General features: G+C 59.1%; 23 protein-coding genes, 1 tRNA gene and 2 rRNA genes (1 of these 26 running past the window's edge). 13 read left to right on the forward strand and 13 right to left on the reverse strand.

Going from position 1 to position 25349, the window contains the following annotated elements; genetic code table 11:
* The first annotated feature begins 32 nt into the window (after positions 1 to 32).
* Positions 33 to 464: a flagellar basal body-associated FliL family protein gene (locus C2U37_RS06880; RefSeq protein WP_010672440.1), complete on the forward strand. Its 432-nt coding sequence runs from the start codon at positions 33 to 35 to the stop codon at positions 462 to 464.
* A gap of 56 nt (positions 465 to 520) precedes the next feature.
* Positions 521 to 691 carry a hypothetical protein gene (locus tag C2U37_RS06885; RefSeq protein ID WP_010672439.1) on the forward strand — a complete coding sequence of 57 codons (171 nt, stop codon included), beginning with the start codon at positions 521 to 523 and terminating at the stop codon, positions 689 to 691.
* Positions 692 to 748: 57 nt separating this feature from the next.
* Here C2U37_RS06885 and C2U37_RS06890 read toward each other — a convergent pair whose 3' ends face one another.
* The 3 genes from C2U37_RS06890 to C2U37_RS06900 form a co-directional block, all read right to left on the reverse strand.
* Positions 749 to 1093, reverse strand: a complete 345-nt coding sequence (locus C2U37_RS06890) for a DUF2799 domain-containing protein (RefSeq protein WP_103858494.1) — start codon at positions 1091 to 1093, stop codon at positions 749 to 751.
* 162 nt (positions 1094 to 1255) lie between these two features.
* Positions 1256 to 1378, reverse strand: coding sequence for a hypothetical protein (locus tag C2U37_RS25240; protein WP_010672437.1), 123 nt, complete (start codon positions 1376 to 1378; stop codon positions 1256 to 1258).
* A 265-nt stretch (positions 1379 to 1643) separates the two neighbouring features.
* On the reverse strand, positions 1644 to 2666 hold the full coding sequence (locus C2U37_RS06900; protein WP_039041139.1) for a LacI family DNA-binding transcriptional regulator: 1023 nt from the start codon (positions 2664 to 2666) through the stop codon (positions 1644 to 1646).
* Positions 2667 to 2918: 252 nt separating this feature from the next.
* On the opposite strand from C2U37_RS06900, the gene C2U37_RS06905 reads away from it, so the two are divergent.
* The 4 genes from C2U37_RS06905 to C2U37_RS06920 all read left to right on the forward strand — a co-directional run bounded on the left by C2U37_RS06905 (position 2919) and on the right by C2U37_RS06920 (position 6279).
* The gene (locus C2U37_RS06905) at positions 2919 to 3362 is read left to right on the forward strand and encodes a PTS sugar transporter subunit IIA (protein ID WP_103858482.1); all 444 of its coding nucleotides are present in this window, start codon (positions 2919 to 2921) and stop codon (positions 3360 to 3362) included.
* Positions 3363 to 3394: 32 nt separating this feature from the next.
* Positions 3395 to 3682 (forward strand): PTS sugar transporter subunit IIB, encoded by a 288-nt coding sequence (locus C2U37_RS06910; protein ID WP_026142047.1) that lies wholly within the window; start codon positions 3395 to 3397, stop codon positions 3680 to 3682.
* Positions 3683 to 3742: 60 nt separating this feature from the next.
* Entirely contained in the window at positions 3743 to 4999 is a 1257-nt protein-coding gene (locus C2U37_RS06915) for a PTS ascorbate transporter subunit IIC (RefSeq protein ID WP_103858483.1), read from the forward strand.
* Positions 5000 to 5214: 215 nt separating this feature from the next.
* A complete protein-coding gene (locus C2U37_RS06920) occupies positions 5215 to 6279 on the forward strand; it encodes a glycosyltransferase family 9 protein (RefSeq protein WP_103858484.1) in 1065 nt (354 codons plus the stop codon).
* On the opposite strand, the gene C2U37_RS06925 is transcribed toward C2U37_RS06920, so the two are convergent.
* From C2U37_RS06925 to rfaD, 5 genes are read right to left on the reverse strand one after another with little or no spacing between them, the layout of a single operon-like run.
* Positions 6230 to 7252 (reverse strand): glycosyltransferase family 9 protein, encoded by a 1023-nt coding sequence (locus tag C2U37_RS06925; protein WP_233768458.1) that lies wholly within the window; start codon positions 7250 to 7252, stop codon positions 6230 to 6232. The two genes, C2U37_RS06920 and C2U37_RS06925, sit on opposite strands and share 50 nt — an antisense overlap.
* Positions 7253 to 7308: 56 nt before the next feature.
* The gene (locus tag C2U37_RS06930) at positions 7309 to 7989 is read right to left on the reverse strand and encodes a glycosyltransferase family 25 protein (RefSeq protein WP_103244030.1); all 681 of its coding nucleotides are present in this window, start codon (positions 7987 to 7989) and stop codon (positions 7309 to 7311) included.
* On the reverse strand, positions 7986 to 9203 hold the full coding sequence (locus C2U37_RS06935) for an O-antigen ligase family protein (RefSeq protein WP_103858486.1): 1218 nt from the start codon (positions 9201 to 9203) through the stop codon (positions 7986 to 7988). Before C2U37_RS06935 ends, C2U37_RS06930 begins: the two co-directional genes overlap by 4 nt.
* A gap of 6 nt (positions 9204 to 9209) precedes the next feature.
* Positions 9210 to 10970 (reverse strand): polysaccharide deacetylase family protein, encoded by a 1761-nt coding sequence (locus tag C2U37_RS06940; RefSeq protein ID WP_103858487.1) that lies wholly within the window; start codon positions 10968 to 10970, stop codon positions 9210 to 9212.
* A gap of 49 nt (positions 10971 to 11019) precedes the next feature.
* Entirely contained in the window at positions 11020 to 11979 is a 960-nt protein-coding gene (gene rfaD, locus C2U37_RS06945) for an ADP-glyceromanno-heptose 6-epimerase (RefSeq protein ID WP_039041134.1), read from the reverse strand.
* 154 nt (positions 11980 to 12133) lie between these two features.
* Between rfaD and C2U37_RS06950 the strand changes: the two genes are divergently transcribed.
* The 5 genes from C2U37_RS06950 to C2U37_RS06970 all read left to right on the forward strand — a co-directional run bounded on the left by C2U37_RS06950 (position 12134) and on the right by C2U37_RS06970 (position 18327).
* Positions 12134 to 12778 (forward strand): TetR/AcrR family transcriptional regulator, encoded by a 645-nt coding sequence (locus C2U37_RS06950; RefSeq protein WP_052815559.1) that lies wholly within the window; start codon positions 12134 to 12136, stop codon positions 12776 to 12778.
* Between the two features lie 183 nt (positions 12779 to 12961).
* Positions 12962 to 14152, forward strand: a complete 1191-nt coding sequence (locus C2U37_RS06955; RefSeq protein ID WP_052815560.1) for a glycine C-acetyltransferase — start codon at positions 12962 to 12964, stop codon at positions 14150 to 14152.
* Between the two features lie 89 nt (positions 14153 to 14241).
* Positions 14242 to 15267, forward strand: coding sequence for an L-threonine 3-dehydrogenase (gene tdh, locus C2U37_RS06960; protein ID WP_010672427.1), 1026 nt, complete (start codon positions 14242 to 14244; stop codon positions 15265 to 15267).
* Between the two features lie 219 nt (positions 15268 to 15486).
* On the forward strand, positions 15487 to 15939 hold the full coding sequence (locus C2U37_RS06965; protein ID WP_181023089.1) for a c-type cytochrome: 453 nt from the start codon (positions 15487 to 15489) through the stop codon (positions 15937 to 15939).
* A gap of 84 nt (positions 15940 to 16023) precedes the next feature.
* Positions 16024 to 18327: a putative bifunctional diguanylate cyclase/phosphodiesterase gene (locus C2U37_RS06970; protein WP_103858488.1), complete on the forward strand. Its 2304-nt coding sequence runs from the start codon at positions 16024 to 16026 to the stop codon at positions 18325 to 18327.
* Here the strand turns inward: C2U37_RS06970 and rep are convergent.
* Entirely contained in the window at positions 18314 to 20326 is a 2013-nt protein-coding gene (rep, locus tag C2U37_RS06975; RefSeq protein ID WP_103858496.1) for a DNA helicase Rep, read from the reverse strand. The two genes, C2U37_RS06970 and rep, sit on opposite strands and share 14 nt — an antisense overlap.
* 152 nt (positions 20327 to 20478) lie before the next feature.
* Here rep and C2U37_RS06980 point away from each other — a divergent pair, with 152 nt between their 5' ends.
* Together C2U37_RS06980 and C2U37_RS06985 are read left to right on the forward strand one after the other, a co-directional pair.
* Entirely contained in the window at positions 20479 to 21699 is a 1221-nt protein-coding gene (locus tag C2U37_RS06980; protein ID WP_103858489.1) for a cysteine desulfurase, read from the forward strand.
* 13 nt (positions 21700 to 21712) lie between these two features.
* A complete protein-coding gene (locus tag C2U37_RS06985) occupies positions 21713 to 22147 on the forward strand; it encodes a SufE family protein (protein WP_181023090.1) in 435 nt (144 codons plus the stop codon).
* 21 nt (positions 22148 to 22168) lie between these two features.
* Here C2U37_RS06985 and tcdA read toward each other — a convergent pair whose 3' ends face one another.
* The 4 genes from tcdA to C2U37_RS07005 all read right to left on the reverse strand — a co-directional run.
* Positions 22169 to 23005: a tRNA cyclic N6-threonylcarbamoyladenosine(37) synthase TcdA gene (gene tcdA / locus C2U37_RS06990; RefSeq protein WP_103858491.1), complete on the reverse strand. Its 837-nt coding sequence runs from the start codon at positions 23003 to 23005 to the stop codon at positions 22169 to 22171.
* A 147-nt stretch (positions 23006 to 23152) separates the two neighbouring features.
* Positions 23153 to 23229: transfer RNA gene (locus C2U37_RS06995), tRNA-Asp, on the reverse strand.
* 97 nt (positions 23230 to 23326) lie between these two features.
* Positions 23327 to 23441: ribosomal RNA gene (gene rrf / locus C2U37_RS07000) — 5S ribosomal RNA — on the reverse strand.
* 83 nt (positions 23442 to 23524) lie between these two features.
* A 23S ribosomal RNA gene (locus tag C2U37_RS07005) occupies positions 23525 to 25349 on the reverse strand; it runs 1064 nt beyond the window's last position.

The following is a 25349-nucleotide window of genomic DNA, read 5'->3' on the forward strand; positions in this document are numbered from 1 at the left end:
AATGGGGCATCCGTCGCTGCCGAGCCATCCAGATGAAGATCTTCAGAATTCTGCTGCTGTCCCTGGGGTGTACCCTCTTGAATACACAGGCCTTCGCCAATGAGGAAGAGGCCACCGATCCCGCCTCCTCCGCCGTCCAGCCGGGATTCGCCTATCACGCACTGGATCCGGACATCATCACCAACTACCTTGGCGACGGCAAAACCCTCGGCTATGTACGGGTGACGGTAGAGCTGATGGCCACGGACGCTGCCGACCTCAAGTTGCTGGAGCAGCACGACCCCCTGATCCGCGACGCCATCATCCGGCTGATTGGCAGCAAGACGGGCGCACAGATCAAGTCCCTGGTGAACCGGGAAGAGCTGCGCAAGGAGTGTGAGGCCAAGGTCAACGAACTGCTGGTCAAGGAGACGGGCAAGAAGGCGGTCCGCGAGCTCATCTTCACCAAATACCTGTACCAGTAACCACACCGGGAGGGGTCCTGCCCCTCTCACCCGTTGCATTCACTGTCGAGGACGTCATGGGTCACAAGACGCTGTGTGAGTGGCGCCGTCACGAGATCCCCGCCGATCTCAAGACGCTGCGCAAGATTGTGCGCAAACCCAAATTCGTGTGTGGCAAGTGTGCCCGCAGCGCCAATGACAAGGATTACCTGTGCCAGCCGCTGCGGCTGAAGCATAAAGAAGGGTAGGTACCTCTTCTCACGAAGAGGTTCACGCAATATTTCAGAAGAGAGAGGAAGGCTGATTTATTGATCAGTCCAGCCATGGCGACCCTGTTCAAACAGGCGACGGGCCTGCACGTCGTTGGGACAGACGCCGCGATACTCCTCTCCCGACCGTCCTGCCAGATAGAGATGCTCGGGTCGGCAATACCAGGCCAGCCCCTTCTGGCGACCCAGCTCCCAAAGGGCAACGTCCACTTTTTCCCCGCACTGGGTCTGGTGAAAAGCCACCCGATGGCCAGCAAAACCGAGCTTGCCGTCCGCCTCTCCCACGTCGCTCCACACCTTCTCGCAAGGGTCGTCGGAGTTGGAAACACAGCCCCCGAGCAGGGCGGCACAAAACATGATGACGAGTGAGCGCATATTCATCCTTGGCGTCGTTGGAATCGTTGTTGAGCCGCTGCCTGCCTCGTACAGCGTCATTTGAGCAGTTCATTCTAACCAGCCCGCCCCGTTCTCACCAAGGGCTGCCCCCCTCGCCACACAAAAAATCGGGCGGGCACCAGGCCCGCCCTCAGGCGTTACAGGGAGTCACTGATCGTCGAGAGGGTCATAGTCCTGCCAGCTCTCGTCATCCAGCTCCTCCAGCTCGTCTTCCCAGGATTCCGGCTCCCAGTCATCATCGAGATCGAAATCAGGCGTCTGCGTACCCATGCTCATTCTCCTTGGATAGTGCACCGGCCTACAAAGTCTATCCAGAATAATGGGGCTCGCCAGTGGTTCCGATCAGAGCTTCACCAGGGTGCAGCCAGCCACCTGGAGTCATGGCTCCGGTGACATCCACGCTCTGCTCCAACCCGGTGACAGACCGGGCGAACACGTCGGCTGGCAGTTCCCGCGCAGGGCGACGGGGCACCGACCTGGTCTTCGGTCACAACGCCTTGAACATGCTTGCCTCGCCCTGTCGTGGCATCGCTCCTCAGGTGCTCTGACGCTTTTGCAATTGAAAATCCAGGGCGAGGCTCATGCCGGCCACCTCCTCTCCCGCCAGTTGGCGCAGGATCAGCTCCGCCGCCTCCCTGCCCATCTGGTGATAGGGGATCCTGACCGAAGTCAGCGCAGGATGACAGGCGCGCGCCACATCCAGATCGTCGAAACCGGCGATGGCGAGCTTGCCCGGCACGCTCAGATGGCGGCGCTGGCATTCGAACAGCACCCCGGCCGCCAGCTCGTCGTTGACGCAGATCAGCGCATCCAGTTCGGGCCAGCGCAGCAGAAACTCCCCCAGCATGGCCGCCCCCGTGCTAAAACTCGGCAGCTCAGAGGTGTTGATGATGGCGTCCGGGGAGAGGTAGTTGTCCAGCAGCGCCTTCTGCCAGCCCTGCATGCGCTGCTGCAGCATCCACTGCTCCTGGCGGGCACAGAGAAAGCCGATGTTGCGGTAGCCGCGCTCGATGAGGTGGCGGGTCAGCTGGTAGCCGGCATCGAAGTTGGAGACCCCGACGTTCATGTCGATGGGATGGCGCGCCATGGCTCCCACCTCCACCACCGGCAAGCGGGCCGCCTGCAGGCGCTGCCGGATGACCTCCCCGGGATCCCCCCCAAACAACACCACGGCGGCCGGATTGTGCTGCAGGAAATTGCTGAGCAGGCTGGCCTCCTGCTGCTTCAGGTGCTGGGCATCCCCCAGCATGATCTGGTAGCCCTCGGCGAGCAGGGTCTGCTGCAGCCCGGCAATCATGTCACCGCAGGCGCGCTCCGCCAGGCTGGGGACGATGACCACTATGGTCTGGGAAGTGGCGGAAGCCAGCGCCCCCGCCGCCCGATTGGGGATATAGCCGAGTTCATCCACCGCCGCCTCGATGCGCTCTCGCATCTTGTCGGACACCAGCTCGGGGGTGCGCAGAGCGCGCGACACCGTCATGGCTCCCACCCCAGCCAACTGGGCCACGTCGTTGAGGGTCACCCGACCCGTGCTGCGGCGTTTTTTCGCTTCTGACATCCTTTCCCTTCCTCGGCATGCGGGCATTCACTTTAAGGCAAAAGCGGGGCACTGACTATTTGCTCAAACCGGATTTTACCTTCTTTGAGGCCGATAAGGGGCAGGATGAATCCCTTCTGTGAGAGAAATGATAGCGCTATCACAGATCAATGTTAGCGCTATCTGGTAGCGCTAACTTTCGGGATCAAGCTCACAGTTATCAAAAGGCAAGATCGCTAGATTGGCGCCATCCTATCCAGCCCGGACACTGCCATGCTGACCCAATTGCTGACCGAGGAGGTCATTTCCATCGAAGCGGGCGCCCGCGACTGGCGCCACGCCATCGAGCTGGCCACCGCCCCCCTGCTGGCCAACGGCACCATAGAGCCCTCCTATGTGGCGGCGCTCTATCGCTCCCACGAGGAGCTCGGCCCCTACTACGTGCTGGGACCGGGCCTGGCCATGCCCCACGCCCGCCCGGAAGACGGCGTCAACCGGTTGGGACTGGCGCTGACCGTGCTGAAGGAGGGGGTCAACTTCGGCTCCGAGGGCAACGACCCGGTGCGGCTGCTGGTCACCCTGGCCGCCAGCGACAGCAACTCCCACGTGGAGACCATCGCCCGGCTGGCCGAGCTGTTCATGAATGAAGAAGACGTGGCGGCCATCATGGCGGCCACCAGCAAAGACGACATCTTGCGCATCCTGGCGCGTTATTGAGTGGCGCCCTGCGCCCGACAGAGGAAGAGAACATGAAGATTCTGGTTGTATGCGGACACGGCCTGGGCACCAGCCTGATGATGGAGATGAGCATCAAGAGCATTCTCAAGGAGCTGGCCGTGACGGCCGAGGTGGATCACCGGGATCTCGCCTCCGCCGGCAGCGAGCGCGCCGAGATCTTTGTCGCCACCCGCGACATTGCCGAACAGCTGGTCAGCATGGGGGTCGACGGCCGGCTGGTATCCCTGGACAACATGGTCGACAAGGCCGCCATGAAAGAAAAACTCGCCATCGCCCTGCGCGAGCTGGGCGCACTCTAACCCCTTTGCGACTGTCTGGGCGGCCGGTGAGCCGCCGCTTCCATCTGCTTGGAGCTGACCATGGAATTTTTCAATTTTCTGATGTTTGACGTGCTGTCGGAGCCGGCCGTGCTGGTTGGCCTCATCGCCCTCATCGGCCTGATCGCCCAGAAGAAACCTGTGACCGAGTGCATCAAGGGCACGGTCAAGACCATCATGGGCTTCGTCATCCTGGGGGCCGGCGCCACCCTGGTGGTGAACTCGCTGGGCGACTTCGCCACCATCTTCCAGCACGCCTTCGGCATCAAGGGGGTGGTCCCCAACAACGAGGCCATCGTCTCCATCGCCCAGCAGTCGTTCGGCAAAGAGATGGCGATGATCATGTTCTTCGCCATGCTGATGAACATCCTGATCGCCCGGCTCACCCCGTGGAAGTTCATCTTCCTGACCGGTCACCACACCCTGTTCATGTCGATGATGGTGGCGGCCATCCTCTCCGCCGGCGGCATGAGCGGCATTCCGCTCATCGCGGTGGGCAGCCTGGTGGTCGGCGTGACCATGGTGCTGTTCCCGGCCCTCGCCCACCCTTACATGAAGCAGATCACCGGCTCCGACGATGTGGCACTCGGCCACTTCTCCACCTGCTCCTACGTGCTGGCCGGCTGGATCGGCGCCAAGTTCGGCAACAAGGCCCACAGCAGCGAAGAGGTGCAGGTGCCCAAGAGCCTGCTGTTCCTGCGCGATACCCCGGTGGCCATCTCCTTCACCATGGGCATCATCTTCCTCATCACCTCCGCCTTCGCCGGGCCCGAGTTCGTCGCCAGCGTCGCCAAGGGCAAGCACTGGTTCATGTTCTCCCTGATGCAGTCCATCACCTTCGCCGCCGGGGTCTACGTGATCCTGCAGGGGGTACGGATGGTCATCGCCGAAATCGTGCCGGCCTTCAAGGGGATCTCCGACAAGCTGGTGCCCAACGCCAAGCCGGCGCTGGACTGCCCCATCGTCTTCCCCTACGCCCCCAATGCGGTGCTGATCGGCTTCCTGTCGAGCTTTGCCGCCGGTCTGGTGGGCATGGTGCTGCTCTATCTACTGGGGCTCACCGTCATCATTCCGGGGGTGGTACCGCACTTCTTCGTCGGCGCGGCGGCCGGGGTGTTCGGCAATGCCACCGGCGGTCGTCGCGGCGCCCTGCTGGGAGCCTTCGCCAACGGCCTGCTGATCACCTTCCTGCCGGTGTTCCTGCTGCCGGTACTGGGGGATCTCGGCTTTGCCAACACCACCTTCAGCGATGCCGACTTCGGCGTGGTGGGGATCCTGCTCGGCCTCATCGTACGCTGATCACTCTTGCCCATCGGGGGCATGGCCGACGGTGCCATGCCCCCGCTCATCCTCCCGTACTGCCAGCCGGGCCCCACCAGCCCAAACAACGTCGAAAATATGTGCAAACACAGTGCGTTGGATCGGATTTTCACCCCATAGCGGCAGCATCTGACAGGGGAGTACGATATGCTGATGCGCTGACGTTCAACCCGACCTCGCTCGAGGCCCTTTCCATGAAATACCTGGTAGTACAAACCAAACAGATAGGAGATGTGCTGATCTCCACCGCACTGTGCAACAACCTCAAGCAGCACGACCCTGCCGGGGAAGTTCACTATCTGGTCATGGATTACTGCGCGGGCATGGCAGAGGGAAACCCCAACATCGATCGATTGATCGTCATCGAGAAGGCGCGCCGCAACGAGTGGCGCTACATGAAGGATTTGCTGCTGGGCATTCGCCGCGAGCGCTACGATGTGGTGATCAACAGCCAGGGCCAGATGATAGGCCTGCTGACCTGCCTCTTCTCCGGCGCCCGCCTGCGGATCGGCTTCGACTCTTTCCCATGGCGCCTGGGCCACAACCGCATCGTGCGCTTTCGCCATGACACCGAGCATCAGGGCAACAGCACCCTGGTGGACGACCGGTTTTCACTGCTCAAGCCGCTCAAGCTGGCCAGCGAAGATCGCAACTACTACCTCTGGCTCAGCGACGGGGAGAGACAACGGGGGCGCGAGACCCTGCTGGCCGCTGGCGTCGACCCGACCCGGCCACTCATCGCCATGGGGGTCAACTCCCTCGGTCACTACAAGCGCTGGCCCATCGACTGCTTCGCCGAGGTGGCGCGCTGGCTGATCGAGCAGCACGACGCCCAGATCCTGATCTACTGCGGGCCGGGGGAAGAGGAGTACAACCGCAGCCTGAAGCCGTTACTGCCAGCAGCGCTGCAGGCCAGCGTGTTTGACCATGTTCAGACCCGCTCGGTACGGGAACTGGTGGGGCTCTTCGCCCATTGCCAGCTGTTTGTCGGCAACGACACTGGCCCACGGCACATGGCGCAGGCCATCGATCTGCCGCTGCTGACCATAGTGGCCCCAGGCGGCGACAAGATCATCGCCAACCCGGTGAACCACCCCCGGTATCAGGCCATCGATATCTTCGACGCCAAGGGGGCGGATTATCAGTTGCCGACCCAGGAGAAGGACTTCTTCGATGAAGCCCTGTTCCGCTCAATTACACCTGAGCTGGTTATTCAGCGGCTAGCGGCTCTGCTTGCTCAGTCACGGACAGCAGACTAGCTAGCGCCTCGCAGACGGCCCGGTCATCGACATTGTTCATGTCGGCATTCAGGCCAGGGGAGTCGCTAAACAGGATCCGGACCCGCGGCGTGCTGGTCGGCAACCACTGGTTGAACGTCTCACCATGGCGCGGATAGATAGCCACCAGCGGCTTCTCCAATCCGACGGCGATATGCACTATGGCGGTGTCCACCGACAGCACAGCCATGCACTGCTGAACACAATAAATAGCATCATCTATGGTTTTTACGCCATCCAGCAGCATAACATTGCTAGCCGCGCTAGCTCTGAGCATGGCCTCCGCCGCAGCATAAGTTGCGGGTGAAGAGAGCACTCCGAAGCGATAGGCAGCGAACTCGGTTGCCAAGGTCTTCAACAACTCAACCATCTTGGCGTGCGAGAACGACTTGTACTGAGTGCTGCCGAAGGGGTTGATGAGGATGAGGTCATCACAGGCCGAGGTCACATTCCCCTTCTCTGCCACTGGGATCATGTACTTCTGATCTACTTCTTTCGCACCCAGCAGTGACAGCAGATAGCGATATTTATCCTGGAACAGCATGCCCGCCGTCGCCTCGGACAACTTCACATTGACACGTCCGATACTGTCGTCGAGGGAGGCAACATTGGTCGACGAGAGTTTGTGCAGGAGATATAGATCCTTCATCTTCATCCCCTCGGTGAGATGTATCACCAGATCGACATGGGGAATGGCTGACACCATCTTGCCAATAGCACCGTAGCCGGGTCGCTTGTTGATCTCGATGACCTCATCAACCCCGAAACAATCCCGATACAGGCTGGCCAGGGCTGGGGTCGTGATAACCGTCACTTTCTTGTTGCCCGGCAGTTTTTTTAGCTCCCGGAAGAAAAAGGAGGAGATAAAGGAATCCCCCAGCTTGGCATCCCAGCGAACCACCAAAATATGCTTGATATCCCCCTGGATGCCGAGTGGCATCTTCTTGTCAAACAAGAGAATACCCAGGGCTCTGCGCACCCGATCACGTAATAGCTGTAAATAACCGATCACTATCGAACCTCGTCATCGGTCACATGAGGACCATAGTTACGATCATCGATCGTGGTATCGAACAGACCGACATCCATGCAGCAAGGCTCAACACCCGAGGCCGTCAGACCGTTGAGTTGCAAGCGGCCTGTCAGATAATCGGATGGCATCCGAATGGGGTAGGCCTTGCTCAGCAGTTTCTTGGCGCCAGACAGAGTCAAGATATATCCTGCCGTCGATATGATGCCTCGCTTGGAGTTCCGGCTCGGGGAGATATATTTGGCAAGACGATACCCTTCCGGCATCTTCTTCATCCATGGCCAAGACTTCACCTTGCCATGGTACAAGAAAATAATATCTGACTGGCAAGCAGACATGGCCTTCGACACTATGGCCTTGAAGTGGCTGTGCAGATAGATGTCATCCTCCAGCACGACACAGTGCTCTATATTCTTGGCAACCATCATCTCATATATGCGGATATGGCTCATGGCACAGCCAACCTCACCCAAACTCAGATCGTGACCACAAAACTGTCTGGCCATGAGGAAGTCCACGTTTTTCAACTCATCTTCTGAGAGTTTTTTACCATCAACGGCATCAAAGAAAACAAAATCGACAGCACGGCTGCTCATGTGCTTCTCAATAAAGGCGCGTCGATCATGGCTCCTGGCCAAACTGATCACGAAAACTGGAATCATGATATTTTATTTTCCCTATCATACTTTATTTCTATCGCACACCAGCAGAACACCAAACTCAGCACATATATATACAACGTGTTCTGATGTTCAAAAGGCACATCACTTAATGCACTGATGGCAAAGGATAGAGGAATCACTGCGTATGGAGTTCCCCATCCTTTTCTTTCTATGATAATTTTCATTGGGTAGAATATGAAAATAATCAGTGCCAATAGACCCACAATTCCTCGAATAATCAGATTCTGCATATACTGGTTATGAGCATGAGCCAATGCAGAATCCAATACTAGGGGTGAGATCAGTCCTTGCGACACCTGCTGTTCTTTGACGGATCTGAACCCATCCGAGCCCACACCTATCAGTGGTGCATCCAAAAAACCTAACCAGGCACTCTTCCAAGCCACAACGCGCAGTCCCCACGAAGACCCGTAAGAACCCACGCTCATTTGATTTATATCTGATGCTGCAGCAGAAATTCTATCTTGAACAAGTGTATTCGTATGATAGATCACACCAAGACACATAATAAACAGTAATGCTATGGCACTATATTTCCATGGTTTGAAAATAGCTTTATACAGTACAAGGTAACTAATAACGACACCCAATGCCAACCAGACACCACGACTTTGTGAAAGATAAAGTGCAAGTATAGAACACCCAAGTGAAATGAGAGAAAACACTTTCACCAATGGATATCCTCTAGATTTAACAAATACGCACCAATTCAGAATGACCAATGTCAGTGCTGCTTGAGAAAACAGGATTGCATTGGTGAAGCCTTCAACTCTGACAATACCATCTAAATGCTGCCAAACACTCAAGGCTCCTAACCCAACACCACCCATCAGGATAGATATAGCCCCCAGAGTCAACAGTATTTTCTTGCGCGGCATAACCAAAGAAAAAACCGCCACATATAATAAATTTCGCATGACTCCGTATTGGTCACCATGAATCATTCTATTCAGCATGATCACGGCACCGTAGAATATGAAGACCCAGATCAGGCGGCGATCGATAAAGAATACATCCTTGTTTCCTCCAACAAAGTAGTTCAACAGGCCAAAGAGACCCGACACCACCAGCAAGTTGGAGAGGATGCTCTGGCCAGGAGGGACCAGAAACAACCCACAGAAGGCAAACATTATGGTTAGTGCATAAACAGTGGTCGTTGCTCTATCGAGCAGTTCGTGAGGCTTAATAGACATCAATACTTATTTCCTGAATACATAGTTGCCACGGATCTTGCGCCACAGGCCGAACATGTCGGTGCGGGGGAAGATGGCGATCCGGCGGATCTGGAACGGATCCCGGTGCATGGCTCTGGGGCCGCTGTTGGTGGCCACAGCATAGCGATAACCGGCGGCAACGGCCTGGGCTTTTGCACTGTCGTTCAGATCCCCGTAAGGATAGGCAAACGAGATCAGGGGATGGCCGAGCAACTGCTCCAGCCAGGCCTTGTTGGCCTGGATCTGGTGGGCCTGCTCCTCTGGGGGGAGCGTACTCAGGCGGGGGTGAGTCAGGGTATGGCCCCCGATCTCCACATGACCGGAGGCCACCAGCGCCTTGATCTCCTCCGGGGTCATCAGGGTCACCGGGGTATCGGGGTGGGTCGGGTGCTCCACATCCCAGCGATTGTGATCCTCACCGGTCACCACATAGACCACCGCCTTGTAGCCATACTTTTCCAGCAGCGGCAGCATGCGGGTGAGGTTGTCCCGATAGCCGTCGTCCACGGTGATCATCAGGTACTTCTTGCCGTATTGCAGCCGGTGGATGAACCCGTTCTCCGCCAGGTCGGCAAATGTCAGCGTCTCGTAGCCCAGCCACTTCATCAGCTTGAGGTGCTTCTCGAACATGGCGACCGGGAGCCAGGTGCCATGCACTCCCTTTTCGCTCTCGTGCTCGATGAAGCGGTGATACATGATGACCGGCATCTCCCGGCGCAGAGTCTCGACCACGGCATCCTGATAGACGGATTCCAGCCCGGTCACGACGCCTTGCAAGTCATACTCTTGCAGGATCCGCTGGCGCACTGGGTCTGGCACCACCTTGGAGGCCAGCGCCGAGGGGATCTGCGCCTTCAGCCCGGCAAAGTCGATGGCCAGATCTCTGGGGCCGATGTCGCCGAAGTTGCTGGCAAGCGCTTCGTCCAGATTCTGCTCAGTCACCAGACCGATGGTCCTGGCTTCGCCGATGGCAAACGCCGGACGACCGCACAGCAGCGCCTCCATCGCCACCCGACCGGCACCGATCACCAGATCGCAGCCCGCCATCAGGGCGGGCACATCGTCCACATAACCGACGAAGTCGACCTTGTCCTGAAAACGCGCAAAACGCACCGGCACCTGGGTGCCGCTGACGACGCGCACCCGACAGGCTTCCAGATCCAGCACCTCGTCCAGCAGCCGGTAGCAGAGCTCCCCCTTGGGACCGCTCAGCCGGCCTATGATGGCGATCACCGGTTTGTCGTTGTCCGGTATCGGCACGGGCTGGAACTTGTCGGTCTCGATGCCGTTGCGCAGCACCTGCACCATGGCCGGGTCCACCCCCAGGTTGTCGATGATCTGGCTGGCGATATCCTCGCACACCGCCACCGCCCGATAGCCCAACGCATGGAATGCCTTGCGGGAGGCGTGTACCGGCTGGCGCCCGTGCACCGTGGTGATCATGGGGGTTCTGGTCAGCTTGCAGGCGACGTAGCTGCTCCAGCCCGAGGCGCGCGAATGGGCGTGCACAAGCTGGATCCTGTGCTTGCGGATCAGATAGATGAGATAGAAGACGTGCCAGAAGCGGCGCAGGATACTGCGCTTGTTGAAGCGCAACCGAAAGACCGGCCCCAGAGTCGGCTTGGTCAGGGTGTCAGAGACGTAGAAAACCTGGTGGCCACGGCGGGTCAGCTCGTTGCCGACCGTGGTGGCATAGACCTCCGCGCCCGTCACTTCGAGCTGGGAGAGAGCCATCAATATGTTCATGCAAGCGCATCCGATCGACGGGTGGCCAGAGCCACCCGCCAGAGGGGTATCAAGCCCGGTTCAACCAGGCCATGTAATCGGCCACGCCTTCGGCCACAGTCTTGAACTCGCCGTCATAGCCGACGCCGCGCAACTTGGTGAGATCCGCCTGGGTGAAGCTCTGGTAGCGACCCTTGAGGTGATCCGGGAAGGGAATGTATTCGATGGCGCCTTTCTGGTGATGCCTGATCACGGCTTCCGCCACGTTCTGGAACGGCTCAGCCCGGCCGGTGCCGCAGTTGAAGATGCCGGAGTGCTGAGGATTCTGCCAGAACCAGAGGTTCACCTTGCAGACGTCGTCCACGTAGATGAAGTCGCGCATCTGGCCGCCATCCGGGAAGCCGTCACAGCCCTCGAACAGCTTGGGATTGTCACCCTGCTTCACCTGGGTATTGAGGTGGAAGGCCACGGACGCCATGGAGCCCTTGTGCTGCTCGCGGGGACCATAGACGTTGAAGTACTTGAGACCCACCACCTGGGAGTTGATCTCCGGCATCCAGCGACGCACGTACTGATCGAACAGCTGCTTGGAGTAGCCGTAGACGTTGAGGGGCTGCTCGAACCTCGGGTCTTCGATGAAGTTGTCGTTGCGCCCGCCATAGGTCGCGGCGGAAGAGGCGTAGATGAAGGGGATTTCCCGTTCGATGCAGTAGTGGAACAGATCCTTGGAGTACTCGTAGTTGACCTCCATGATGAACTTGCCGTTCCACTCGGTGGTCGCGGAGCAGGCGCCTTCGTGGAAGATCACCTCGATGCCGTCATCCCACTCCTCGAATTCGTCACCGGAGACGATCCGCGCCTGGAACTCGTCCTTGTCCATGTAGTCGGCGATGGTGAGGTCGACCAGGTTGACGAACTTGGTGCCGTCGGTCAGGTCATCGATGACCACGATATCGGTCCGTCCTTGAGCGTTCAGCTGCTTGACCAGATTGCTGCCGATAAAGCCAGCACCGCCAGTTACTACGATCATGGAGTTTGCCTCGCGTACGTTGTGGCCCCGTGTGACTGCCTGTTAAAGCTGTGTATAGTGGGCCAATTTGAAATTGCCGAAAAGTTTATCACGGGCCGCAAGGGGATTCGACCTCGATGACTTTTCCCCTTCGGGCCCGGCAGAGGGACCAGCGATGAAGACCAGAGACAGGATCATCCACAGCGCCACCGAGCTGTTCAACGATCAGGGCGAGCGCAACATCACCACCAACCACATTGCCGCACACCTTGGCATCAGCCCGGGCAACCTTTACTACCACTTCAGAAACAAAGAAGACATCATCCACTCCATCTTCGATCAGTACGCCCGCCACCTGAGCGACAGCTTCACTCCGATCCGCAGCAGCGAGATCCGGCTGGAGGATCTGATGGGCTACCTGGATGCCATCTTTTATTTGATGTGGCAGTTCCGCTTCTTCTACGCGAACCTGCCGGACATCCTGAGTCGCGACGAGCTTCTGCAGCAGAAATACCTCAAGGCACAGGAGCAGCTCCGTGCCACCGTGGAGACGCTGCTCAGAAGCCTGCGCGAAGGCGGTATCATCGCCGTCAGCGATGAAGACCTGCCGGATCTCGGTCAGACCATCAAGATGGTCGTCACCTGCTGGATCCCGTTCCAGATCGCCCAGGCCCCGGCCACCCGCATCACCAAGCCCCTGCTCTACCAGGGGGTCTTGCGGGTGCTGTTTTTGCTGCGCCCCTACGTGCAGCCACAAGTGGCCCCCCAGATACATCAACTGGAGCAACATTATCTCCAACTGGCCCAACCAGCCGGGTGAGATCTGTTTCACAATTGTTGATTATCAGCATAAAAATTTGAATTTATACGCAGGGATTACAGTAAAATGTTGCCCATTCTAGGGTCTGTCGGCGTTTCGTCGCGACCGTGACAACGCCGAACCATGCGGGTTGCACGGCCCGGGATCCTGATAACACAGTCGATACAGCAATGAGGACCGAGGATGTCTAACGGATTCTATCGTCACCTGACCGAACAGCTCGAACAGGTCAAGGCGGAAGGGCTATACAAGCAGGAGCGCATCATCACCTCGGCCCAGCAGGCCCAGATTGCGGTGGGCGGCGAGCAGGTACTGAACTTCTGTGCCAACAACTACCTGGGGCTGGCCAACCACCCCGACCTGATTGCCGCCGCCCATCAGGGGCTCGAGAGCCACGGCTTCGGCATGGCCTCCGTGCGCTTCATCTGCGGTACCCAGGACCAGCACAAGGAGCTGGAGCAGAAGCTGTCCGCCTTCCTCGGCACCGAAGACAGCATCCTCTACTCCTCCTGCTTCGACGCCAACGGCGGTCTGTTCGAGACCCTATTCGGTGCCGAAGACGCCATCATCTCCGACGCCCTCAACCATGCCTCCATCATCGATGGGGTGCGGTTGTGCAAGGCCAGGCGCTATCGCTACGCCAACAACGACATGGCCGAACTGGAAGCCCAGCTCAAGCAGGCCGATGCCGACGGCGCCCGCTTCAAACTGATCGCCACCGACGGTGTCTTCTCCATGGATGGCGTCATCGCCGACCTCAAATCCATCTGCGATCTGGCCGACAAGTACGATGCGCTGGTGATGGTGGATGACTCCCACGCCGTCGGCTTCATCGGTGAGAACGGCCGCGGCACCCACGAATACTGCGAGGTGATGGAACGGGTCGACATCATCACCGGTACCCTGGGCAAGGCGCTGGGTGGCGCGTCCGGTGGCTACACCTCCGGCAAGAAAGAGGTGATCGACTGGTTGCGTCAGCGCTCCCGTCCCTACCTCTTCTCCAACTCCCTGGCACCCTCCATCGTCTCGGCCACCATCAAGGTGATCGACATGCTGGCCGAGGGTCACGACCTGCGTGCCCGCCTCAAGGAGAACAGTGCCTACTTCCGCGAGCGCATGAGCGCCGCCGGCTTTACCCTGGCCGGTGCCGATCACGCCATCATTCCGGTCATGCTGGGGGATGCCAAACTGGCCGCCGAGATGGCGAGCCGCATGCTGGACGCCGGTATCTATGTGGTGGGCTTCTCCTTCCCCGTGGTACCCAAGGGTCAGGCGCGCATCCGGACCCAGATGTCCGCCGCCCATACCCGGGAGCAACTGGACAAGGCGATCGATGCCTTCATTCGCATCGGTCGCGAGCTCGGTGTGATTTGATCACATGGCTGGCTGATTAAAACGGGGGCCAAGGTTGGGCCCCATTTTATTACCCTCTGTACCCGGCATGGCGCCGTGAGGAATCTGTCATGAAAGCACTCTCCAAACTCAAATCCGAAGTCGGCATCTGGATGACTGATGTCCCGGCTCCCGAGCTCGGCCACAACGATCTGCTCATCAAGATCCGCAAGACCGCCATCTGCGGCACCGACATGCACATCTACAACTGGGACGAGTGGGCCCAGAAGACCATTCCCGTCCCCATGGTGGTGGGGCACGAGTATGTGGGAGAGGTGGTCGCCGTCGGCCAGGAAGTGCGCGGCTTCGCCATCGGCGATCGCGTCTCCGGCGAAGGCCACATCACCTGCGGCCACTGCCGCAACTGCCGTGCCGGTCGCACCCACCTGTGCCGCAACACCATTGGTGTGGGTGTGAACCGCCCGGGTTCCTTCGCCGAATACCTGGTGATCCCGGCCTTCAACGCCTTCAAGCTGCCGGACAACATCCCCGATGAGCTGGCCGCCATCTTCGATCCGTTCGGCAACGCCGTGCACACCGCCCTCTCCTTCGATCTGGTGGGTGAAGACGTGCTCATCACCGGCGCAGGCCCCATCGGCATCATGGCCGCTGCCGTCTGCCGTCACGTTGGCGCCCGTCACGTGGTGATCACCGACGTCAACGAATACCGGCTGGAACTGGCCCGCAAGATGGGCGCCACCCGTGCCGTCAACGTAGCCAAGGAGAAGCTCTCCGATGTCATGGAAGATCTCGGCATGACCGAAGGGTTCGATGTGGGGCTGGAGATGTCCGGGGTGCCCAGCGCCTTCCAGGACATGATCGACAAGATGAACCACGGCGGCAAAATCGCCATGCTCGGCATTCCTCCCTCCACCATGGCCATCGACTGGGGCAAGGTGATCTTCAAGGGACTCTTCATCAAGGGGATCTACGGCCGCGAAATGTTCGAAACCTGGTACAAGATGGCAAGCCTCATCCAGTCTGGCCTGGATCTCAGCCCCATCATCACCCACCATTTCCATATCGATGACTTCCAGCAGGGCTTCGAAGCCATGGGCTCCGGCAAGTCCGGCAAGGTGATCCTGAACTGGGATTGAGGACACGCGAGGGGCGCCTGGGCAATCAGCGCGCCCTATTTTGTTCAGCCTCACGAAACCCGGCGCATGCCGGTTTTTTTTATGTGGGATCACCCCTTCCCGCTCTACCACTTTGTTTGCAGATTGCTTAACACTTCACACACAAGCGTTTAAATGGCTGTAACTATTCGGTTATAATCCCGTCGTTTTCTGGGGATAATAAGAGCCTGCTGGGAGTACATGAGCGTGTTGAAAAAACTGAGCTATTTGCTGGCTGCCGGGATGGCGGCCGCCACTCTGTCCGGCGCAGTCCTTGCCGCCGATGACATGTCGACAGAGGCCATCGCCGAGCGTATTGCCCCGGTTGGCCAGGTTTATACCGCCAAGGATCTGGAAGGCATTGCGACCGCCGCGGCCGCGCCTGCGGCAGCCTCCTCCGGCCCCCGTGACGGCGAAACCGTGTTCAAGGGTGCCTGCTTCGCCTGCCACGATACCGGTGCCGCCGGCGCCCCCAAGCGAGGTGACAAGGCCGCCTGGGAGCCACGCATCGCCCAGGGCTTCGACACCTTGCGCAAACACGCCATCGAAGGCTTCACCGGCAAGGCTGGCATGATGCCACCGCGGGGGACCTGCGCCAACTGCAGTGACGAAGAGATCGAGAACGCCATTCACTACATGATCGACAAGCTCTAAGTAATTGAAAGGGCTCCTCTTGCAGCCCTTTCAATCCCATCACTTCCGACTACGCTTGAAGGTAAGTTTTTTCGGGAGTGTTGCATGTCAGTTCAGCCCACCACACCGCCAGACTCGCACTCCTTGCTGGCGGTCGTCTCCTCCATCATGGATTTCCCCGCCCCCGGCATTGCCTCCCCCGAGGATTACGCCCGACTGGTCGGTCTGCTGGACACACTCTGCCCTCTGCAACATTTCGCCATGCTGGGGCTGGCCGACGGGGGGCTGAACTGGCGCTACACCTATCAGCTTCCCGACGTGTTCAAGCAACAATTGGGACGGGAAGAACCTCGCCTCACCGAACAGCTCACCCGGCTCGATGAAGGTCAGGGCTGGTGCGTGCAGCCTGTGGAGCATATCGACGTGCAGTGGTTGCTGGCACGCAGCACCCCGGATCAGGCACCCACCCTGAGGCTGCTGTTGGAGTGCCTGGCCAAACGACTGCACGAAACCCAGACCGGTACTCAGCTGGCGGGGCAGGCCTCCCCTCTCATGCAGCGGGATCCCCAGTGGCAGGAGAAAATCGAGAAGATCGGCCGAGTGATGCGCCTGGCTCACAACCTGCCTCAGCATGCCCTGTTTGCCCAGTTGGAAGCTGTGTTGCGCCAGATGCTCTCGGTCAGCGACATGTTGCTGATCCGGCTGGAAAACCAGCGACTGGAGCGACTCTATCCACCACACCTGACATACGACGATGACATCATTCGGGCCATGTGCCACAGCACCAACAGCGTAGAGCGCCATGAAGAGGGGCTTTACTGGTACAGCCTGCCCCTGCGCCAGCAGCAGCAATACTTTGCCCACCTCATCCTCAACATGACCCGGCCTCTGGAAACCGATGACAGGCTGTTCCTCGATTTCCTGCGCCATCAGCTGACCCTGTTGCTGGAGCTCAAAAGGGTGCGACAGCAACTCGATGAGCTCAACTCGGAGGAGTCCATCAACCAGCGCCTCCAACAGCTGCGCCAAACCAACCTGAGGTTGCAGAAACGGCTCAAGCATCATCAGGAGCTGGAGCGGCGGCTCCAGTTCAATGCCCTGCACGACCCGCTGACCCAGTTGCCAAACCGGGCGCTGCTGATGAATCACCTGCATCATGCCATGACCCGCTACCGCCGCTACCAGACAGCCGGCTTCACCCTGATCTTCGTCGATGTGGATCACTTCAAGCAGGTCAATGACGCCTTGGGCCACAGTGCTGGCGATCAGTTGCTGCAGGAGCTGGGCAGCAGGCTGCAAGGCTGCATCCGGCAAAATGACATGGTGGCGAGGCTCGGAGGGGACGAATTCGTCATCTATCTGGACAACAGCCAGCGGGAAGAGGACATCAGCCCCGTGCTCAATCGCCTGATTGGCCGTATCGGCCATCCGTTCCGGATCCAGGGCAACGAACTGACCATCACCGTCAGTCTGGGGGTCGCCAGCGTGACGGAGCAAACGGCCGATGTCAGTGAACTGCTGCACCAGGCAGACCTCGCCATGTACCAGGCCAAGCGCAACGGTCGCAGCCGCATCGTCATGTATTCGGAGGCCTGTACCGAACAGGCGGGGTCACCGGAAGAGCGGCTCTTCAGAGCCTTGCGGGAAGGGCGGATTGTGCCCTACTTCCAGCCGGTGATCAGGCTGTGTGACAGCCGCCTGGTCGGACTGGAGGTGATGGCGCGCTGGATAACGGAGGAAGGGGAGCTCAAGGATGCATTCGACTTCATTCCTCTGGCGGAACAGTGCGGCCTCATTCAGGATCTGGACCGCCAGATCCTCAAGCGCACCTGCCAGCAACTGAAGCTTTGGCAGCCCGCCTCCGGGGTCGGTCGTTTCAGGATAGCCATCAACCTCTCCGGCAAGCACCTGGCCAGCCACGAGCAGATCATGCAACTGCTCACCATCATGGAGGAGGAGGGTGTCATCCCCGCATGTTTCATCTTTGAGTTCAACGAACGCGAGCTCTCCCGGCAGAGTGCCGACTCCCTCACAGCCTTGCATGAACTGAGGGCGAAAGGGATCCAGGTCAGCCTGGATGACTTCGGCACCGGCTTCTCTTCTCTCAACGCCCTGTTTCACTTCCCAGTGGATTACATCAAGGTGGACGACAGCTTCACCCATCGCATGTTGAACTCACCCAAGGATCTGGCGCTGATCCGCGCCATGCGGGACATCTGCCAGGACCTCGACTTCACCCTGGTGGTCGAGGGGATCGAAAATCAGCAACAGTTGCAAAAGCTCATCGAGCTTGGCTGCGCCCTCGGGCAGGGGCGCCACATCTCCCCCCCGCTGCCGGGAGCCGATATTCCCCCCCTGCTGGGTCAGGCCGCCCGAGAGGCCAAGCCTTCCGGCCTCAATCCTTCTTGAACAGGGCCCGCAGGTTGGCGACACCAACCTGCCCCTTCTGCTGGCGCTCCTCTGCCGTCACCTTCTTCTGGTTTTCCCACTCCAGGTCATCCTGGGGCAGCTCCAGCAGGAAGCGGCTCGGCTCCGGCCGCACCGACTCGCCAAACTGGCGACGCTCCTTGCAGAGGGTAAAGGTCAGCTCGGTCTGGGCCCGGGTAATCCCCACGTAGGCGAGGCGTCGCTCCTCCTCCACGTTGTCCTCGTCGATGCTGGTCTGGTGCGGCAGTAACCCCTCCTCCATTCCCACCATGTAGACATAGGGAAACTCCAGTCCCTTGGAGGCGTGCAATGTCATCAGCTGCACCTGATCCGCCTCATCCTCCCCTTCGTTGCGCTCCATCATGTCCCGCAGGGTGAGGCGAGTCACCACCTGAGCAAGCGTCATCGACTCCTCCAGCTCATCCCCCTCCAGCATCTCGCTGATCCAGCGATAAAGGGTGGAGACGTTTTGCATCCGCATCTCCGCCGCCTTCGGACTGGGGGAGGTCTCATAGAGCCACTCCTCATAGTGGATCTCCTTGATCATGTCCCGCACCGCCTCCACCGGATTGCCGCGCAGCGCCTGATCGCCGAGCCGTACCAGCCAGTTGGTGAAGGCCTGCAAGGCGGATAGACCGCGCCCGGAGAGGTGTTGCTCCAGCCCCAGCTCGAAGCTGGCGGCAAACAGGCTCTTGCCGCGCTGGTTGGCGTACTGGCCCAGTTTTTCGAGGGTGGTGGGGCCTATCTCGCGGCGCGGCAGGTTGACCACCCGCAGGAAGGCAGTGTCCTCGTCCGGGTTCACCAGCAGCTTGAGGTAGGCCATGATGTCCTTGATCTCGGTGCGGGAGAAAAATGAGGTACCGCCGGAGATACGGTAGGGAATGCGGTTGGTCATCAGCGCCTTCTCGAAGATGCGCGACTGATGGTTGCCCCGGTAGAGGATGGCGTAATCCTTGAAGCGGGTGCGGTTCATGAACTTGTGGCCCATCAGCTCGGCGGCGATGCGCTCCGCCTCGTGCTCCTCATTCTTGGCAAACAGCACCTTGAGCTTCACCCCTTCATCGAGCTCGGAGAAAAGCGCCTTGTCATAGACGTGGGGGTTGTTGGCGATCAGGATGTTGGCGCACTTGAGGATGCGCCGCTTGGAGCGGTAGTTCTGCTCCAGCTTGATGAGCCGCAGATTGGGGAAATCTTCGTTCAGCAGCACCAGGTTCTGCGGCTTGGCACCGCGCCAGGAGTAGATGGACTGGTCGTCGTCCCCCACCACGGTGAAGCGGGCCCGCTCGCCGACGATCTGCTTCACCAGCTCGTACTGGCTGGTATTGGTGTCCTGGTATTCATCGACCAGCAGGTAGCGGATCTTGTTCTGCCAGCGCTCGCGCACCTCCTGGTTGCTCTTGAGCAACAGGGTCGGCATCACGATGAGGTCGTCGAAATCCAGCGCGTTGTAGGCCACCATCTGGCGGTGGTAACGCTCATAGAGCTGAGCCATCAGCACCTCTTCCGGCCCGCGGGCGATGCGCATGGCCCGGGCAGGCAGGATGAGGTCGTTCTTCCAGTTGGAGATCTGGCTGATGAGGGCCGAGAGCTTGTCCTTGTCGTTGTCGAGCTCTGCCTCGGTCAGCTCCTTGAGCAGCGCCAGCTGATCGGTGTCGTCGAACAGGGAGAAGTTGACCTTGAGGTTCAGGCTCTTGTGCTCGCGGCGAATGATCTCGAGCCCCAGGGTATGGAAGGTGGAGACCATCAGCCCCCGCGCCTCCTTGCGACCCAGGGTCTGACCGACCCGCTCCTTCATCTCCCGCGCCGCCTTGTTGGTAAAGGTGACCGCCGCTATGTTGCGTGCGTTGTAGCCGCACTGCTGCACCAGATAGGCAATCTTGTTGGTGATGACGCGGGTTTTGCCCGATCCGGCACCCGCCAGCACCAGGCAAGGGCCGGAGACATACTTGACCGCTTCGTTCTGATTGGGGTTGAGCTTCATGGGCCGGATCTCTTGGCTTATGATGAGGGGCGGCATTGTAGCAGAGATCCCGCGGGCAGCCGAAACCGGGCACGGGGTCCCGCCACTTCATCTTGTGTTTGCCCGCCATTTTCCGGATCATGACCGACTTTTCCAGACGAGATGAGGGGAGCATGAATCAGCAACAGCACGCCCGGCTGCGCGGCCAGTTTCCGGCCTTGGCGCAGGAGGTGAACGGCCACCCTCTGGTCTATCTGGACAACGCCGCCACCACCCAGAAACCGCAAGCCGTGCTGGATGCGATCAATCACTACTATCGGGCCGACAATGCCAACGTGCACCGCGCCGCCCATGCCCTGAGCGGCCGGGCCACACGCGCCTTCGAAGATGCCCGTGAGACGGTTGCCCGCTTTATCAATGCCTCTCGCAGCCACGAAGTGATATGGACCCGTGGCACCACGGAGGCGATCAATCTGGTGGCACAGAGCTGGGGGATGAGCGAGCTGAGGGCGGGGGATGAAATCGTGCTCAGCACCCTGGAGCATCACGCCAATATCGTCCCCTGGCAGCTGGTCGCCCAGCGTACCGGTGCCGTCATCCGGGTCATCCCCCTCGATGAGCGGGGCGATCTCGATCTGGCCGCCTATCACGCCATGTTGGGGCCACGGACCCGACTGGTAAGCGTGGCTCACGTCTCCAATGCCCTTGGCACCGTCAATCCAGTCAAAGAGATGGTGGCAGCGGCCAAGGCGGTCGGGTCCCTGAGTCTGATCGACGGTGCCCAGGCAGTGGCTCACCTGGAGGTAGATGTGCAGGCCATAGGTTGCGACTTCTACGCCTTCTCCGGTCACAAGCTCTATGGCCCGACCGGCATCGGTGTGTTGTGGGGCCGCACCGAACTACTGGAGCGGATGCCGCCCTGGCAAGCGGGAGGCGAGATGATCGACAGGGTCAGCTTTGCCGGTACCACCTTCAACACCCTGCCCTTCAAATTCGAGGCAGGCACCCCCCATATTGCCGGCGCCATCGGCCTGGCCGCAGCCATCGACTTTGTGATGAAGCAGGACAGGGACTCACTGGCCAGCCATGAAGCAGCGCTGACCGACTATCTGGTTGCCGGACTGCAACAGGTGCCGGGGCTGCGTCTGGTCGGCGAACCCGGCCAGCGCGCCGGCGCCGTCTCCTTCCTGCTGGAGGATATCCACCCGCAGGACGCCGCCACCCTGCTCGACATGCAGGGCATAGCCCTGCGGGTCGGCCATCACTGCGCCATGCCGCTGATGGAATCGCTCGGTGTCGGCGGCACGATGCGCGCCTCGCTGGCCTGCTACAACAATCGGGACGATGTCGACGCCCTGCTGGCCGCCCTGCACAAACTCCGTGATTTCTTCTAAGGCAGACAATCCAATGAACAGCCTCGCAACCTATACCCCCATAGGCCTTGAGCCCGACGCAAATAGCATCCGTCAGCAGTTTGCGGCAGCAAACGGCTGGGAGAACCAGTACCGGCTCATCATCCAGCTCGGCAAGCTGTTACCCACGCTACCCGGCGAATGGCAGCAGGAGGCATTTTGCCTCAAGGGGTGTGAGAGCCAGGCCTGGCTGAAGGGGGAGAAAGGTGAGGATGGTAACTGGCACTTTGCCTGTGATTCCGATGCCCGCATCGTGCGGGGCCTTATCGTCATCGTGCTGGCCGCACTCAACCACCAACCTGCAGCGGCGATCCACTCCTTCGACATGGAGGGCTATTTCAGCGAACTGGGGCTTGAGAAACATTTGAGCCCGTCGCGGGGCAACGGGCTCAGAGCTATCGTGTTGGCAATCCGGGAGCAGGCTGTCTAACCCGCCTTGTGCAGTAGTCGATCAGGCTTCGCCAATCGACCCTGCGCCTTCATTTCCGGCCTCTTTCTCGGCGCGGGCTCCCCGCTCGGCAATCTTCTTCAATACCCGGGACGCGGCAACCAAGCCAAAGGTGGCCGTCACCGGCGTCACGGCACCGAAGCCGGAGGCGCAATCCATCTTCATATTGCCGTCGCTGGCCGCCTTGGCCTGGCAAGTGCCGCCATTGCCATCCGGATAACTCAGCTGCTCGGTTGAGAAGACGCACTCCACCCCGAATTTGCGCGCCGGATTCTTGCTGAAGTTGTGCAGTCGGCGCAGGTCGGAGCGCACCTTGGCGGCCAGCGGATCCTGAATGGTCTTGGCCAGGTCGGCCACGGTGATCTGGGTCGGGTCCATCTGCCCGCCGGCACCGCCCGCCACGATCACCGGGATCTTGTTGCGCTTGCAGAAGGCAATCAGCGCCACCTTGGCCTTGACCGAGTCGATGGCATCCACCACATAGTCAAACTCCCGCTTGATATGCTCGCCCAGGTTGTCGGCGGTGACGAAGTCATCCACCTCGATCACCTCGCAATCCGGGTTGATGGCACGGATGCGCTCGGCCATCACCTCCGTCTTGAGACGGCCGACCGTGCCCTGCATGGCATGGATCTGGCGATTGGTGTTGGTGATGCAGATATCATCCATGTCGATCAGAGTGATCTGGTTGATGCCGGCCCGAGCCAGCGCCTCGGCCGCCCAGGAGCCGACGCCACCGATCCCGACCACGCAGATTTTCGCCTGGCTGAAGGAGCCAAGGGCACGCTGGCCATAAAGACGGGCTATGCCCCCGAATCGCTGTAGATACTCTGCTTTCATACCATCACCTTGCTTGAGGGCGGCCATTATAGCGGCAACCGCCGTCAGGGGCGATGATCAGATGATGGCGATGTTGATGTAAGGGGAAATGAGTGCTGTCTCGGGAACGAAAAGAAGCCCAGTCGTTAGACTGGGCTTCTTGAGTAGTGGCGGAGCGGACGGGACTCGAACCCGCGACCCCCGGCGTGACAGGCCGGTATTCTAACCGACTGAACTACCGCTCCGCATTCGGTTAGCTTTCGCTAAATCTTTTGCTGCTTGTTGTGAGGTGTCATCCTCGCAGCCGGTCATGTGATTCTTCACATCACCGTTTAATTGGGTGCCTGGCAGTGTCCTACTCTCGCATGGCGAATGCCACACTACCATCGGCGCTACAGCGTTTCACTTCTGAGTTCGGCATGGGGTCAGGTGGTTCCACTGCGCTATTGCCGCCAGGCAAAATCTTCAATCTGAAAAAGCTGATTTAGTTATTCGTTCTCGGTATCTGCTACAAGTCTCTGAACACTTCTTGGGTGTTGTATGGTTAAGCCTCACGGGTAATTAGTATGGGTTAGCTCAACGTATCGCTACGCTTACACACCCCACCTATCAACGTTGTGGTCTCCAACGGCCCTTTAGGACCCTCAAGGGGTCAGGGATGACTCATCTCAGGGCTCGCTTCCCGCTTAGATGCTTTCAGCGGTTATCGATTCCGAACTTAGCTACCGGGCAGTGCCACTGGCGTGACAACCCGAACACCAGAGGTTCGTTCACTCCGGTCCTCTCGTACTAGGAGCAACTCCCTTCAATCATCCAACGCCCACGGCAGATAGGGACCGAACTGTCTCACGACGTTCTGAACCCAGCTCGCGTACCACTTTAAATGGCGAACAGCCATACCCTTGGGACCGACTTCAGCCCCAGGATGTGATGAGCCGACATCGAGGTGCCAAACACCGCCGTCGATATGAACTCTTGGGCGGTATCAGCCTGTTATCCCCGGAGTACCTTTTATCCGTTGAGCGATGGCCCTTCCATTCAGAACCACCGGATCACTATGACCTACTTTCGTACCTGCTCGACCTGTCCGTCTCGCAGTTAAGCTGGCTTATGCCATTGCACTAACCTCCTGATGTCCGACCAGGATTAGCCAACCTTCGTGCTCCTCCGTTACTCTTTGGGAGGAGACCGCCCCAGTCAAACTACCCACCAGGCACTGTCCGCGAGCCCGATTCAGGGCCCTGCGTTAGAACATCAAACATACAAGGGTGGTATTTCAAGGACGGCTCCAGCGCAACTGGCGTCACGCCTTCAAAGCCTCCCACCTATCCTACACATGTAGGTTCAATGTTCAGTGCCAAGCTGTAGTAAAGGTTCACGGGGTCTTTCCGTCTAGCCGCGGGTACACCGCATCTTCACGGCGAATTCGATTTCACTGAGTCTCGGGTGGAGACAGCATGGCCATGGTTACACCATTCGTGCAGGTCGGAACTTACCCGACAAGGAATTTCGCTACCTTAGGACCGTTATAGTTACGGCCGCCGTTTACCGGGGCTTCGATCAAGAGCTTCGCTTGCGCTAACCCCATCAATTAACCTTCCGGCACCGGGCAGGTGTCACACCCTATACGTCCACTTTCGTGTTTGCAGAGTGCTGTGTTTTTGATAAACAGTCCCAGCCATCTGGTCACTGCGACTCCCGACAGCTCCATCCGCAAGGGACTTCACCATCAAGAGCGAACCTTCTCCCGAAGTTACGGTTCTATTTTGCCTAGTTCCTTCACCCGAGTTCTCTCAAGCGCCTTGGTATTCTCTACCCGACCACCTGTGTCGGTTTGGGGTACGATGACTTGTAATCTGAAGCTTAGAGGCTTTTCCTGGAAGCAGGGCATCAATGGCTTCCGCACCGTAGTGCGTTCGTCTCGTGTCTCAGTGTTGTATCAGCGGATTTGCCTACCGATACCACCTACGCACTTTCACCAGGACAACCGTCGCCTGGCCCACCTAGCCTTCTCCGTCCCCCCATCGCAATTACAAGTCGTGCAGGAATATTAACCTGCTTCCCATCGATTACGCCTTTCGGCCTCACCTTAGGGGTCGACTCACCCTGCCCCGATTAACGTTGGACAGGAACCCTTGGTCTTCCGGCGAGGAGGCTTTTCACCCCCTTTATCGTTACTTACGTCAGCATTCGCACTTCTGATATCTCCAGCATGCCTCTCGACACACCTTCGCAGACTTACAGAACGCTCCCCTACCACTCACGCTTAGCGTGAATCCGCGGCTTCGGTGCCTGGTTTGAGCCCCGTTACATCTTCCGCGCAGGCCGACTCGACTAGTGAGCTATTACGCTTTCTTTAAATGAT

Source organism: Aeromonas sp. ASNIH1 (assembly GCF_002934285.1).
Taxonomy (GTDB): Bacteria; Pseudomonadota; Gammaproteobacteria; order Enterobacterales; family Aeromonadaceae; genus Aeromonas; species Aeromonas caviae.